11 protein-coding genes are annotated in these 13,532 nt (G+C 73.3%); 3 read left to right on the plus strand and 8 right to left on the minus strand.

Annotated elements, in window-relative coordinates:
• The first annotated feature begins 115 nt into the window (after nt 1–115).
• Entirely contained in the window at nt 116–1,222 is a 1,107-nt protein-coding gene (locus ACIRFL_RS09760; RefSeq protein ID WP_404025931.1) for a ferritin-like domain-containing protein, read from the plus strand.
• 75 nt (nt 1,223–1,297) lie between these two features.
• Here ACIRFL_RS09760 and ACIRFL_RS09765 read toward each other — a convergent pair whose 3' ends face one another.
• The 3 genes from ACIRFL_RS09765 to ACIRFL_RS09775 are packed head-to-tail and all read right to left on the minus strand — an operon-like array spanning nt 1,298 to nt 4,507.
• Nucleotides 1,298–2,755, minus strand: a complete 1,458-nt coding sequence (locus ACIRFL_RS09765; RefSeq protein WP_404025932.1) for a penicillin-binding transpeptidase domain-containing protein — start codon at nt 2,753–2,755, stop codon at nt 1,298–1,300.
• On the minus strand, nt 2,752–4,113 hold the full coding sequence (locus ACIRFL_RS09770; RefSeq protein WP_404025934.1) for an FtsW/RodA/SpoVE family cell cycle protein: 1,362 nt from the start codon (nt 4,111–4,113) through the stop codon (nt 2,752–2,754). The genes ACIRFL_RS09765 and ACIRFL_RS09770 overlap by 4 nt, the downstream gene beginning before the upstream one ends.
• Before the next feature lie 43 nt (nt 4,114–4,156).
• Nucleotides 4,157–4,507: an SH3 domain-containing protein gene (locus ACIRFL_RS09775; protein WP_404025936.1), complete on the minus strand. Its 351-nt coding sequence runs from the start codon at nt 4,505–4,507 to the stop codon at nt 4,157–4,159.
• Between the two features lie 299 nt (nt 4,508–4,806).
• Here ACIRFL_RS09775 and ACIRFL_RS09780 point away from each other — a divergent pair, with 299 nt between their 5' ends.
• Nucleotides 4,807–5,610, plus strand: coding sequence for a nuclease-related domain-containing protein (locus tag ACIRFL_RS09780; protein ID WP_404025938.1), 804 nt, complete (start codon nt 4,807–4,809; stop codon nt 5,608–5,610).
• A gap of 410 nt (nt 5,611–6,020) precedes the next feature.
• Here ACIRFL_RS09780 and ligD read toward each other — a convergent pair whose 3' ends face one another.
• Entirely contained in the window at nt 6,021–6,902 is an 882-nt protein-coding gene (ligD, locus tag ACIRFL_RS09785) for a non-homologous end-joining DNA ligase (protein ID WP_404025940.1), read from the minus strand.
• Nucleotides 6,903–6,964: 62 nt separating this feature from the next.
• Between ligD and ACIRFL_RS09790 the strand changes: the two genes are divergently transcribed.
• Nucleotides 6,965–8,023 (plus strand): Ku protein, encoded by a 1,059-nt coding sequence (locus ACIRFL_RS09790; RefSeq protein WP_404025941.1) that lies wholly within the window; start codon nt 6,965–6,967, stop codon nt 8,021–8,023.
• 314 nt (nt 8,024–8,337) lie between these two features.
• On the opposite strand, the gene ACIRFL_RS09795 is transcribed toward ACIRFL_RS09790, so the two are convergent.
• From ACIRFL_RS09795 to ACIRFL_RS09810, 4 genes are all read right to left on the minus strand, one after another.
• Nucleotides 8,338–9,588, minus strand: coding sequence for an ABC transporter permease (locus tag ACIRFL_RS09795; RefSeq protein ID WP_404025944.1), 1,251 nt, complete (start codon nt 9,586–9,588; stop codon nt 8,338–8,340).
• The gene (locus tag ACIRFL_RS09800) at nt 9,585–10,283 is read right to left on the minus strand and encodes an ABC transporter ATP-binding protein (RefSeq protein WP_404025946.1); all 699 of its coding nucleotides are present in this window, start codon (nt 10,281–10,283) and stop codon (nt 9,585–9,587) included. Before ACIRFL_RS09800 ends, ACIRFL_RS09795 begins: the two co-directional genes overlap by 4 nt.
• Nucleotides 10,280–11,692 (minus strand): hypothetical protein, encoded by a 1,413-nt coding sequence (locus ACIRFL_RS09805; protein WP_404025948.1) that lies wholly within the window; start codon nt 11,690–11,692, stop codon nt 10,280–10,282. Before ACIRFL_RS09805 ends, ACIRFL_RS09800 begins: the two co-directional genes overlap by 4 nt.
• An 860-nt stretch (nt 11,693–12,552) precedes the next feature.
• Nucleotides 12,553–13,527 carry a hypothetical protein gene (locus ACIRFL_RS09810; protein WP_404025949.1) on the minus strand — a complete coding sequence of 325 codons (975 nt, stop codon included), beginning with the start codon at nt 13,525–13,527 and terminating at the stop codon, nt 12,553–12,555.
• Between the last annotated feature and the right edge of the window lie 5 nt (nt 13,528–13,532).

Below are 13,532 nucleotides of genomic sequence, written 5' to 3' on the forward strand. Positions count from 1 at the left end.
CACCTCGTTGCCCGGGGTCCAGTCTCTCCGCACTTATGAGACTGCTTGTCAGCAAGCCCGTCAATCCCCCGCACACGACTTGTTGACTCGGCGTCTACGTGTGAGCCTGCGAGACATGCCCACCTATGACGTGTACGCCAAGGACCCGGGAGAACCCCTCTGGCAGGTGCCCGCGACCGGCGCGGCCCGGTTCAGCTGGGAGTACGAGGACGGCCGCGACCGGCTGCTCGCCCTGTACCAGAAGGGCAAGGACAAACAGTGGGACGGCACGCGGCGCATCGACTGGGACATCGACGTCGACCCGTACGACGCGCTCGGCACCCCCGACGAGGCGATGACCCTCTACGGAACCCCCTACTGGGCGAAGATGACCGACCGCGACAAGGGAGAGCTGCGCCGGCACTTCGCCTCCTGGCAGTTCAGCCAGTTCCTGCACGGGGAACAGGGCGCGATGATCTGCGCCGCGCGGATCGTGGAGTCGGTGCCCGACCTGGACGCCAAGTTCTACTCCGCGACCCAGACCATGGACGAGGCACGGCACGCCGAGATCTACGGCCGGTTCCTGCACGAGAAGATCGGGCTCGTCTACCCGATCAACGACAACCTGCGGTCGCTGCTCGACGACACGCTGCGCGACAGCCGCTGGGACATGCCCTACCTGGGCATGCAGGTGCTGATCGAGGGCCTTGCCCTCGCCGCGTTCGGCATGATCCGCGACACCACCGAGAAGCCGCTGCCGAAGCAGATCCTGGCGTACGTCATGCAGGACGAGGCCCGGCACGTCGCCTTCGGCCGGATGGCGCTGCGGGACTACTACAAACAGCTCACCGACGCCGAACTGCGCGAGCGCGAGGACTTCGTCATCGAGGGCTGCTACCTGATGCGGGACCGGCTGCGCGGGGTGGAGGTGCTGGAGAACTTCGGCATTCCCGGGCCGCAGGCGGCGGAACTGAGCGAACGGTCCGAATTCCTCCAGCTGTTCCGCAAGCTCCTGTTCAGCCGGATCGTGCCCTGCGTCAAGGACATCGGCCTGTGGGGCAGCCGCCTCCAGCAGGCCTACGTCGACATGGGCGTCCTGGAACTGGGCGACGGTGACCTCGACCGGCTCATGGCCCAGGACGAGGAGATCGCCGAGAAGCTGGACGCGGAACGCTTCGAGGCGGAGGAACGGGAGCGGGTGGCGGAGGTGGAGCGGACGATCGAGGCGGGCGCGGACGGCTGAGGGGACGCCGGCCCCGCACACCTGAACCAAGGGCCGGTGCGCCCCCTCGGGCGCCGGCCCGCGGGGACCCCCGTCTCACAGTCCGAGTACCGCCCGCATCACCGCCTTGGCGATCGGCGCCGCGTCACCGCCGCCGCTGATCTCTCCTCGGTCCGCCGAGGCGTCCTCCACCACCACCGCGACGGCCACCTTCGGCTCCAGATCGGCGTCGGCCTTGGCCCAGGACACGAACCAGGCATACGGCACACCGGCGTTGCCGAGGCCGTGCTGCGCGGTGCCCGTCTTACCGCCCACGGTGGCACCCGCAATGGCCGCGTTGGTGCCGGTGCCGTCGCGGACCACGCCGGTCATCAGCTCCTTCATCCGCAGGGCCGTCGCCGGGTTCATCACCTGGCGCAGCGCACGGGGACCCGCGGTGCCCAGCGTCTCACCGCCCCTGCGGGTGGTCCGCTCCACCAGGTACGGCGCCCGCACCTGCCCGCCGCCCGCGACGGCCGCCGCCACCATCGCCATCTGCAGCGGCGTGGCCCGCGTGTTGTACTGGCCGATCGACGACAGCGCCAGCTGCGCCCTGTCCACCGAGGTGTCGAAGGTGCTCTGCGCGACCGAGAACGGGATCTTCAGATCGGTGTCGTTGAAACCGAACGCCTGCGCCGTGGCCACCATGTTCTCCACCCCGACGTCCACGCCCAGCTTCGCGAACACCGTGTTGCAGGACCACTCGAACGCGGCCCGCAGCGAGGCGTCCGCACAGCCCTCGCCCTCATTGGTCAGGCGCGTCCGGGTGCCGGGCAGCGTGTACGGGTCCGGGGAGTTTGTCGGCCGGTCCAGATCCTGGACCAGACCGGCGTCCAGCGCCGCCGCCGCCGTGACCACCTTGAACGTGGAACCCGGCGGATAGGTCTGCCGCACGGCCCGGTTGAGCATCGGCTTGTCCGGGTCCCGGTTGAGCCGGGCCCAGGCCGACGTCACCGAGCCGCCGTTGCCGGACAGCACGGCCGGGTCGTACGACGGGCTGGACACCAGCGCCAGGATCCGGCCGGTCGACGGCTCCACGGCGGCCACCGCGCCCTTGCGCCCGCCGAGCCCCCGGTACGCCGCCTCCTGCGCGGCCCGGTGGAGCGTGGTGACGACGTTCCCCGGCTGGTTCCGCGCCCGGGTCACGTCGTTCCACAGCGGGAACGGCGACAGCAGCGGATCGGAGCCCGAGAGGATGCCGTCCTCCGCGTGCTCCAGGAACGTCGTCCCGTACACCTGCGAGGCGAAGCCGGTGACCGGGGCGTACAACGGGCCGTTCACGTACGTCCGTTCGTGGCGCAGTTGCTCCCCGGTGTCCCGGGAGCCGGTCACCGGGGCGCCCCCGACCAGGATGTCGCCGCGTGGCTGACCGTAACGGGCGATCGTGGCACGGCGGTTGGCCGGATTGCCGTCGTAGGCGGGGCCCTCGACGACCTGCACCCGGGCGGCGTTCACAAGGAGCGCCGCGAGCAGCAGCGCGCAGAACACGGCGGCGTGTCGGATGTGCCGCGTCATCGGTCCGCCCACGGTTCCTCCGGGCGCCGCGCCGAGTCGCTGACCCGGATGAGCAGCGCGGTGATCGTCCAGTTGGTGACGACCGAGGAGCCGCCCTGCGCCAGGAACGGCATCGCCATGCCGGTCAGCGGGATCAGCCCGGTCACCCCGCCCGCGATGACGAACACCTGGAGCGCCACGAGCGAGGCCAGGCCGGTGGCGAGGAGCCGCCCGAAGGGATCGCACAGGGCGAGGCCGGTACGGTAGCCGCGCTCCACCAGCAGCCCGTACAGCAGGAAGATCGCCGACAGCCCGGCGAGCCCCAGTTCCTCGCCCGCCGTCGCCAGGATGAAGTCCGACTTGGCCGCGAAGCCGATCAGTACGGAGTGGCCGAGGCCGAGGCCGCTGCCGAGCACCCCGCCCGCGGCGAAGGCGAACAGGGACTGCGCGAGCTGGTTGGGGCCCTCGCCCGCCTCGATCGTCGCGAACGGGTGCTGCCAGTCCTCGATCCTCGTGTGCACGTGCGGCTCCAGCCAGCCGACCGCGACCGCGCCGAACGCGGCGAGCAGCACGCCCACCGCGATCCAGCCGGTGCGGCCGGTGGCGACGTACAGCAGGACCACGAACAGGCCGAAGAACAGCAGCGAGGTGCCGAGGTCCCGCTCCAGGACCAGGACGCCGACGCTGATCAGCCACACGGTGACGATCGGGCCGAGGACCCGGCCGGTGGGCAGCTGCACGAACCAGACGCGGCGGCCCGCGTAGGCGAGCGCGCTCCGGTTGGCCGCCAGGTACGCGGCGAAGAACACCGCGAGCAGCACTTTCGCGAACTCGCCCGGCTGGATGGAGAATCCCGAGATCCGGACCCAGATGCGGGCGCCGTTCACCGCGGGGAACAGGATCGGCAGCATCAGCAGGCCGAGGGCCGCGGCGCCACTCACATAGGCGTAGCGCTGGAGCACCCGGTGGTCGCGCAGCAGCGCCACCACCACGATGAACAGCCCCACGCCGAGCGTGGACCACACGAGCTGGGCGGGCGCCGCCCGGTCGCCGGGCGTCTCCAGGTCGAGCCGGTAGATCAGCACCAGGCCGAGGCCGTTGAGCAGCACCCCGATCGGCAGCAGCAGGCAGTCCGCGCCGGGCGCCCGGAACCGGACCGCCATGTGCGCCAGCAGAGCGAGCACGCCGAGCCCGGCGCCATAGCCGGCGGCGCCGGGCGGTACGGCACCGGTGCGCGCGAGGCCGACGGCGCAGTAGCCGTACACGGACAGCAGGACGGCCAGCACGATAAGGGCCAGCTCGATGCCGCGGCGCCGGGGGAGCGGTACGACGGGGGTGGGGGTTTGTGCCGCCGGCCCGGCGGTTCCGGCCTTCGTCATGTCCGGAACCTACCCGTACCGGCGGCCTTGCGGGCTTTGGGTGTCAGCACCAGCGTGGCGCGGGCCCGATGTTGTCGATGTACCGGGCCGAGGCCCAGGCCCAGGTGCCGTCCGTGAGCAGGTACCACAGCGGGTTGCCGCGGACACTGTCGCCGCGGACCGCGCAGCGGATCGAGACGATCTCGCCCCGCTGGAGGAAGCCGATCCGCAGGCTGTCGCGGTCGGGGCGGGCGTGCAGCCACAGGCCGCTGTCCGCCGTGACCACGCCCCGGTAGTGGTGATCCTCACCCGCACGGGACGCCGCGGCGGCGGGCGCGCCGGAGAACGCGCCGACCAGGGCACAGGACGCGGCGCCCGCGGCGAGACCGCGGACGAGGACGGAACGCAGGGCCATGGAGACCTCCGAGAGGAAAACGAGAAGAAGCCGACTGCACGCCACGCTAAGAGCCCCCCTCCCGCCCGTCCCCCCGCACTGACCCAACAGAACCAACCCAGTGCCCCCGAAGAGTCGCCCCCGTCAGGGGCGCGGGGAACTGCGCGATCGGCCACAAGCGACCCGCACCCCGCATCGGACGCGCACCCCCGAGCCGATCCCGCCAGGGTCGCGGGGAACTGCGCAACCGTCCACACAAGCCGCCGCGTCCTTGCCCCCGCCCCACCCCTCCTGTTCCCATGGTCAAGGGGTGATGCCGCATGAGCGGACTGCGCGTGGTGCCGGACCGGCGGCACGGCCGGGAGCGGCTGTACGTGTGCCTCGTCGACGGCAGGAACGTCGCCTGGTACGACCGCGAGGCGGCCCGGGTCAACCTGCTCAGCGAGGACCGCAGGGAGGACGTACTGGAGGCCCTGGGCCCGTTCCTGACCGGCCCGGTGGCCGTGGGCCCGCCGTCCGTCCCCACGCCCGCGGAGCTGGCCCGGCTCTCCCTGCACCCGGACGACGACCTGGCACCCAACCGCCCCGGCGAGGCACTGCTGGTGGCCCTCGACCGGGACCCCGGCCCGGCCCGGCGGCTACGGCCGGACCCGCGGCGCCGGGCGCTGCTCGCCGAGCAGACCGTCGGCGAGGCCCTGGACGGGCTGGACGGCGCGGGCTGGCACACCCTGCACTCCATTGCGCTGCCGGGCGGCGACCGCATCCATCACCTGCTGATCGGCCCCGGCGGACTCTTCGCCCTGCACAGCCTGTACGCCCGTAAACAGCGCGTCCTGGTGTCCGACCCGCTGGTCGCGCTGGGCCGCCGCGAGGCGCACCCGCTGCTGCGCCGCGTCCGCGCCGACGCCGACCGCGCCTCCTACGCCCTGACCGCCGAGGTACGCCCGGTCCTGGCCGTCGCGGGCGCCGCGGAGATCACCGTCACCGTCCCGCCGCGCGAGCTGCGCGTCCTGCGGGACACGGACGTGCCGGCGCTGTCCCGGCTGGGCGCGGTGCTGAAGCCGGCGGACGTGGAGGCCCTGCACGCGATGGCCCGCGACCGCAACACCTGGCTGCGGGTGTGAGACCGGGGCACGACAGCGGAGCGCTCCGCGCGGGGGGCCGTGCAGCGCCAGTTGCCTGCCGGCGCCTCAGCGGGGAGTCGTGTTGTGCCATCGGGCGGTTGCGGCGCCAGTTGCCTGTCGGCGCCTTAGCGGGGAGTCGTGTTGTGCCGTCGGGTGGCTGCGGCGTCAGTTGCCTGTCGGCGCCTTAGCGGGGAGTTGTGTTGTGCCGTCGGGTGGCTGCGGCGTCTTCGTGGCTGGGCGCGCAGTTCCCCGCGCCCCTTCGGGGCGCTGCCCAACCGCGGCGCTGCGCCCCGGGGCGGGCCCTGGGCGACGGCATCGGCCGGGTGGCTGTGGCGTCTTCGTGGCTGGGCGCGCAGTTCCCCGCGCCCCTTCGGGGCGCGGCGCCCCACCGGAGAGCCCGCCGTATGCCGTCAGGGGAGTTCCGCTGCCTGTGCGTCGTCCATGAGGGGGGCCATCAGGTCGCCGAAATCCTGCAGCCGAGCGGCCATGTCGTCGGCCTGGAACGCCAGCTGCCCCGCCTCCCGGCAGTCCTCGACCTCCTCCCAGGTGACCGGCGCGGACACCGACGGCCCGGTCCGGGCGCGCAGCGTGTACGGCGTGGCCGTGGTCTTCCGCCCGGCGTTCTGGCTCCAGTCCACGAAGACCTTCCCCGGCCGCAGGCTCCGCGTCATCCGGTGCACCACCAATCGCGGCAGCGCACGTTCCGCCGCCACGGCCACGCCCTTCGCGTACTCGGAGGCGCGTTCCGACGAGGCCCCGCGCACCGCGGCCAGCAGATGCAGCCCCTTCGCCCCGGAGGTCTTCGCGTACGCCTCGATCCCGTCCGCCGCCAGCCGCTCCCGCAGCCACAGCGCGACCTCGCAGCAGTGCACGACCGTCGCCGGGGCCCCGGGGTCGAGGTCGAAGACCAGCCGGTCGGCCTGCTCGGGCGCCCCGATCGACCACTGGGGCGTGTGGAACTCGGTGACGAGGTTCGCCGCCCACATCAGCGAGGCCAAGTCCTGTACCAGCACCATCCGCGCGGGCCCCTCCGACCTGGGTACCTCGGCGGTCGTGACCCACTCGGGCGTACCCGGCGGCACGTTCTTGGTGAAGAACACCTGACCGCCCGGCCCGTCCGGATAGCGCAGGAAGGACACCGGCCGGTCACGGAGGTGGGGGAGCAGGACACGGGACGTGGTCGCGTAGTAGTGCAGCAGCTCGCCCTTGGTGAAGCCGGTCGCCGGATACAGCACCTTCTCCAGGTTGCTGAGCGCGACCCGTCGCCCCTCCACCTCTGTGATCGGCGTCATACGATGACAATCCCAGATATTCGCGGACACATCACCACGAACCTGATGGAAGGGTGTGGAACGTGCGATCCATATGGAACGGCGCCATCTCCTTCGGCCTCGTCAGCATCCCGATCAAGCTGGTGAACGCCACCGAGAGCCATGCGATCTCCTTCCGCCAGATCCACACCGAGGACGGCGGCCGTATCCGGTACCGCAAGTTCTGCGAACTGGAGGACCGCGAGGTGAGCGGTGCGGAGATCGGCAAGGCGTACGAGGACGCGGACGGCACGATGATTCCGATCTCCGACGACGACCTGGCCCACCTGCCGATCCCGACCGCGCGCACGATCGACATCGTGGCCTTCGTACCGGCCGAACGGATCGATCCGCTCCAGATGGGCGCCGCGTACTATCTCGCGGCCGGCGGCGCGGCGGCGGCCAAGCCGTACACCCTGCTGCGCGAGGCGCTCAAGCGCAGCAACAAGGTGGCCATCGCCAAGTACGCGCTGCGCGGCCGGGAGCGCCTCGGGATGCTGCGGGTGGTGGGCGAGGCCATCGCCATGCACGGCCTGCTGTGGCCGGACGAGGTACGGGCCCCCGAGGGGGTCGCGCCGGAGACGGACGTCACGGTCCGTGACAAGGAACTCGATCTCGCGGACGCGCTGATGGATACGCTCGGCGAGGTCGACCTGGCGGATCTGCACGACGAGTACCAGGTGGCCCTGGAGGAGGTCATCGCCGCGAAGGCGGCAGGCGAGGAGCCTCCCGAGATGCCCGCACCGGCCCCGGGCGGCAAGGTGCTCGACCTGATGGCCGCGCTGGAGAACAGCGTCCGGGCCGCCAAGGAGTCCCGCGGTGCCGAGGAGGCGGAGCACGCCGAGGTCACCGCGCTGCCGCGGGGCCGGTCCACCCGCGCGGCCCCCAAGGAGACCGGCGGCCGGAAGACGACGGCCGCGGCGAAGAAGACGGCGGCGAAGAAGACCACGGCCGCCGCGGGGAAGACGGCCAAGTCCGCCCAGGCCAAGAAGACGGCGGCGAAGCCGGCGGCCAAGTCCGCGGAGCGCGCGGCGGCCAAGAAGACCACAGCCAAGAAGACGACGACCAAGAAGTCCACCGCGTCCCGCAAACGCACGGCCTGACCGCGCCGGCAGCCGCACCACCGGCCCCGCGAACGCGGAGCGCTCCGCAGGCGGTCTGCCAGGACCCGCAGACATTCCCCGGCCGGGGCGGCCCCGGATCCCGTCCGCGGGGACGGCGGTGCGCAGGCCGACGCGGTTCTTCGGGCGTGGAGCCGGACGCCCCCTGGGCGCACGGGCGCCACGGCCCGCGCCCGCGCCCGCGATCGTGCGGACCGGACGCGCGTGGCGCACCGTGCAAGCGCACCGCCTGGGCGCGGCCCCCGAGCACACCGCGCTGGTGGAAAGAGCCGTCGCGGTCCCGGTCGTCGGGGGTGTCAGCGGCGTAGGGCCTCCACGGGCTGGATGCGGGACGCCCGCCAGGCCGGGTAGACGCCGGCCAGGACACCGGTGGCCAGACCGATGGCCGGCGCGCTCGCCACGACCGCCGGGTGCAGCACCGGCGTCCACTGCCGTGCCACGGCGACGCCCACGACGGTGAGCGTCCCCAGGGACGTACCGGCAAGCCCGCCGAGCCCGCCCAGCACACCGGACTCCGCGAGGAACTGCGCGGTGATGTGCCGGCCGCGGGCGCCGAGCGCGCGCCGCAGTCCGATCTCACCGGTCCGCTCCAGCACGGCGACCAGCGTGGTGTTGGCGATGCCGATGCTGCCGATCAGCAGGCAGATCACGGCGAGCAGCAGGAACAGCTGGTCGAGGTCGGAACCGACCTCGTTGCGCAGCGCCTTGGGGTCCGGCGGCGGCGTCGCCTTGAAGTACTCGGCGTGCGCCGGGTCCAGTGCCACCGGCGCCTCCCGCGCGACCTGCGGCGCGGCCCCCACCCGGGTGGAGATCAACATCTGCGCGTTGCCCCGGGGCGTGCCCCAGACCTCCTGCGCCGTGGAGCGGGGCACGACGACCGACAGCAGGATGTCCGGTTTGCGCCGGACATCGTCGACGATGCCGACGACGACGAAGGCCTTCTCGCCGATGAAGATCGCCGGCTGGGTCTCCAGCGTGCCGATGCCCAGCCGGGAGGCCATGCCCGCGCCGATGACCGCCACCCGCTGCCGGGTCCTGTCGTGCCAGGAGTTGAAGAGCGTGCCCTGTTCCAGGGTGGGGCCCGCGGCCCGCAGCACTCCGGACGACGCGGCCACCACCGGGATCTGCTCGCTGCCCGCGCCGTCGCCCACCGGCGCCGCCCGCACACCGGTGCCCGCGCCCAGCTCCACCGGCCAGTACACACCGGCGTGTGCGACCCCGTTCAGCTGCTCGACCCGCCGGTCGGCGTCGGCCGGGAAACCCAGCGGGACGTACGGGTTCTGCTCCCGTGAGACGTCCTCCACGTTCACCTCGGTGGCCGACAGGGCGTTGAAGCGCTCGTCGATCTGGGAGGAGGCCGTCGCCGTCAGCCCCAGGATGGCGACGAACGTACCCACGCCGAGCACCGTGCCGACCGAGGTCAGCGCCGAGCGCGCGGGCCGCTGCAGAATCCCGGCCAGGGCCTCCGAGACGAGGTCGCGCAGCGGCAGCCGGGACGGACGGACCGTGCGGGCGGGGCGTGCGGCACGCCGGAAGGGAATGTTCACGCGCCCACCGGTTCGCTCAGCAGGCCGTCCCGGATCGCCACGGTCCGGCCGCCGTGCGCGGCCACCGCCGGGTCATGGGTGATGACCATGATCGTCATGCCGGTCCGGTGCAGCCGGTCCAGGAGCTGGAGGACGGACTCCGCCGTCGCCGTGTCCAGGTTCCCGGTGGGCTCGTCGCACAGCAGCAGCGACGGGCGGCCCACCAGGGCGCGCGCGATGGCCACCCGCTGCCGCTCACCCCCGGACAGCGTCGTCGGCAGCGCCCGGATCCGATGGCCGAGGCCGACCTGCTCCAGCGCCTCCCGGGCGCGCGCCCGGCGTTCCCGGCGCGGCGTCCCCCGGTAGGTCAGGGCCAGTGCCACGTTGTCCCAGGCCGTGCGGTGCGGCAGCAGGTGGAAGGACTGGAAGACGAACCCGATGCGCTGCCCGCGCAGCGCCGTGCGCTCGGCGTCCCGCAGGGCGTCGACGTCGATGCCGTCCAGCAGGTAGCGGCCCTCGGTCAGCGAGTCGAGGAGCCCGAGCACATTGAGGAAGGAGGACTTCCCGGCGCCGGACGGGCCGACGACCGTGACGAACTCGCCCGCGTGGATGGTCAGATCGCAGGGCAGCAGAGCCCGCACCGGGGACGGCCCCGGGTAGGTGAGCGCGGCCCCGCGCAGTTCGATGACCGGCGGTGCGACGGCCGCGGCGCTCACCGCGCCGCCCCGCCGGGCGCCGCCGCACCGGAGCGCACCCCGGTGACGGCACGGTCCCCGGGCGCCAGCCGGGCGCCGCCCCGGGGCCGCACCTCCACATAGCCGTCGCCCGTGGTGCCCGTGGTGACGGGCACCCGACGCCGGGTGCCGTCCGCGTCCAGCACGGTGACCGAGGTGGTGCCGTCGGCACCCGCGAAGACCGCCGAGACCGGTACGACCAGCACCTTGCCCCGGGTCGAGGCCGCCCGCACGGTGAGCCGCACGTCCTGCCCGGCCAGCTCCACCGGCAGGCTCTTGTCCGGCTCGACCAGCATCAGATAGCCCTGGGCGGCCGACTCCTGGCCCTGTGCCTGCTCGTCACCTGCCGCGGGCGCCTCCCGCGAAGCGGTGTCGGCGACCGAGGACACCGTGCCGGTGGCCGTCGCGCCGGTCAGCTCGGACAGCAGCTCGACACGCTGACCGGCCCTGATCAACCCCTTCTCGTGCGCCTGGAGATAGCTGCTGACCACGAGTTGGCCGGCGGAGACCGTCAGCACCGTGCCGGCGACCTTGCTGCCCACGTGCGCGGCCACGCTCTCCACGCGGGCCGGGAACCGGTCCACGAAGACGACCTCGGCGGCCGGAAGCATCGGACCGGAGGTCTCCCGCACCGCGGTCAGATGCTCGCGGGCCGTGCGCAGGTCCTCCTGCGCGCGCGTCACCTGCTTGCGCGCCTCGGCCGGATCGGCCGCCGGGGACAGCTGCGCCGGCGCGTCCGAGGGGGCCGGTGACGCCGACGGCCGCGCGCCGGCCGTGCCGTTCGCGCCGGCGGCGGGCGCCAGGGCCGTGTCCAGCGCGTCCTGCGCGTCCTCGGCGGCGCGCCGGGCCTCGGTGACCGCCTTCTCGGCGGCGTCCACCGCCTCGGCGCCGTCCGCGTCGGCGGGCAGCGGGTCGTAGCCGATGCTCGCGTAGAAGGCGGCGAGCGCGTCCTTGGTGCCCTGGCCGAAGTGGCCCGCGCGGTCACCGCCGGTGCCGTGGCCGAGGCCGGCGAGCGCCGACTGGAGCTGCGCCACGTCGTCGCCGTCGGCGCCCGGCTTGAGGTCCCGGTAGACGGGGAGACCGCCTTTGAGTACGAACACCGGCCGGCCGGAGACCTCCAGCAGCAACTGGCCCGCCCGCAGCGCCTGTCCGGCCTTCACCGGGAGTTTCGTCACCACGGGCGCGCCCCCGTCCGGGCCGGAGCCGGCCGGGGCCACCTCGACGGACTGCGCCGCCCGCACCGTGCCGCGCACGATCACCGAGTCCTGCAAGGTGCGGTGTTCGACCGGCGCCGTCAGCGTGCTCGGGGGCGGCGCCGAGGAGTCCGCGACCGCCTGCGCCGGCGACTTGATCAACTGCGCCGCCGCCACGCCCGCCCCGGACAGGAGCACGGCCCCCGTAACCCCCCAGACCACCCAACGACGCCCACGCGCAAACCCATCGGCCTCGCCCACACCAGCCCCCTTTCCGGAACCTACGCCTCCATGCCCACCACCCACACCAGCCCAACACCCCAGCGGCCCGACGGCCGATCGCCCGCCCGGCCGGTGGGCAGCTGGGCCGCGTGCTGCCGCCACCCTGCCCGGCGGTCTGACGGCCCTTCGGCCGCTGAACCGCCGGACGCCTGCCCCGGCCGAGCAGGACTTCCGCCCGCTCAGCCGCGCACTGCTAACCCGGCTGCCAGCCAGGCGGCGGCCGCTATCCGTTGAACCGCAACGCCCGCCCGGCCACCCGAAGTTGGCTCGGCAGCCCGGCCGCTGACCGCCCGCCCGGCCGCCAGGTTGGCTGGCCCGCGCGCTGCCACCCCCTGCCCGACGGCCCTTCGGCCGCTGAACTGCTTGACGCCCGGCGGCCCGACGACCCTACGGCCGCTGAACTACCCGACGCTCGCCCGACCGTGCGCTGCCCGTCCGGCTGTCGACCAGCGCAACGCCCGCCCGCCGTCCGACCACCCGATGGTGGCTCGGCTGCCCGGCCGCCCGGCCGCCCTTCGGCCGCTGAACCGCCCGACGCCCGCCCGGCCGAGCGAGCCCCTTCCGCCCGCCCAACTGTGCGTACCCGCCCGGCGGCCGCTGCCCGTACAACCGCGCAGCGCCCGCCCCACCGGCGGTGGCCGCCGCCCTGCGACACCGCTCGGCCGCAGCGACCCCCTCAGTCAGCCACGGACCCCGCTCAGCCATGAACCCTGCTGAGCCGCGCAGCGACCCCGCTTGAGCCGCGCAGCGACACTGCTGAGCCGCGCAGCGACCCGTCAGGCGCGTAGTGCTTGTTCGGCTGTTTTGAGTGCGGACTCGTTGAGTTTTTTGGCCTCTGTCAGTTCGAGCTGGTGGGCCTCGATCTGCCGCCGCTGGATCTCCGCGTCCTGCTCGAACCAGATCCGCACGAGATCCACCGACTCCTTGCAGTCGATGTCGGCCAGGGCGACGTTGACCGCCCGCTGCGAGGGCCTGTCGCCTGCCGACGGCGCCAGCTTCGGTGCCTCGTACGGCGTGCCGACGTCGTAGCCCTTGCCCTTCATGCACCGCGACCAGGCCGCGAGCGCGGACCGCACGGGCGCGGTCTGCTGCGACTGGTCGAGGCTGTCGTGGTCCAGCTTGGAGACCAGCGAGAAGTCCGGCTTCGAGGAGCCGATCCGGTCCACGGCCCAGCGCCCACACCCGCCCTCGGGGATCTTCTTCCCCCGGTAGCTGCGGGGTGCCGCCGATGCCTCGGGGCTGAAGGCGACCCGGCCGGTCAGCACGGCCACCGCCGCCTCGCTCAGCTTCGGCATCCGCTGCCCCCGCTGGTCCGGTTCCTCGGCCAGTCCGTAGCCGTACCGCTCGGCGGTCGCCCGGTCCGTGATGCCGTAACGACGTTCGATGTTCGCGTCGTTGTCGTTCGGCGGCGGATTGACCCCGACCGGCGGGAACGTCACCTGGAAGCCGTAGCGCGCCATGCACTCGCTCTGCAGTTTGCGCGAGGCCCGTTCCAGGACGACCGTGTCCTGGTACGTCTGCATGTAGTCCTCCAGCGGCAGCGACAGCCCCTTGGCCAGGCCCTGCCGGGGTGTCGCGTCCGGCCATGCGGCCGTGTCGGCGCCCGCCGCAGCGGCGGCCTGCGCGCCGTCCGTGCCGCCGGGGCCGCCCGGTCCAGAAGTGCAGCCCGCGGCGGCCGCGGCCAGGGCCAGGAGCCCGGCGACCGCGGTGGCGGTCGCCCGGCGTCCCGGACGGGCCGTGCTCGTGCTCACCGACC

Origin of the sequence: Streptomyces sp. NPDC102462 (assembly GCF_044765425.1) — a bacterium.
Classification (GTDB): domain Bacteria; phylum Actinomycetota; class Actinomycetes; order Streptomycetales; family Streptomycetaceae; genus Streptomyces.

What these genes read in the sequence shown, in the direction of transcription:
- ACIRFL_RS09760 (WP_404025931.1), top strand. Translation starts at nt 116, where the DNA reads ATGCCCACCTATGACGTGTACGCCAAGGACCCGGGAGAACCCCTCTGG.
- ACIRFL_RS09765 (WP_404025932.1), bottom strand. Translation starts at nt 2,755, where the DNA reads ATGACGCGGCACATCCGACACGCCGCCGTGTTCTGCGCGCTGCTGCTC.
- ACIRFL_RS09770 (WP_404025934.1), bottom strand. Translation starts at nt 4,113, where the DNA reads ATGACGAAGGCCGGAACCGCCGGGCCGGCGGCACAAACCCCCACCCCC.
- ACIRFL_RS09775 (WP_404025936.1), bottom strand. Translation starts at nt 4,507, where the DNA reads ATGGCCCTGCGTTCCGTCCTCGTCCGCGGTCTCGCCGCGGGCGCCGCG.
- ACIRFL_RS09780 (WP_404025938.1), top strand. Translation starts at nt 4,807, where the DNA reads ATGAGCGGACTGCGCGTGGTGCCGGACCGGCGGCACGGCCGGGAGCGG.
- ligD (WP_404025940.1), bottom strand. Translation starts at nt 6,902, where the DNA reads ATGACGCCGATCACAGAGGTGGAGGGGCGACGGGTCGCGCTCAGCAAC.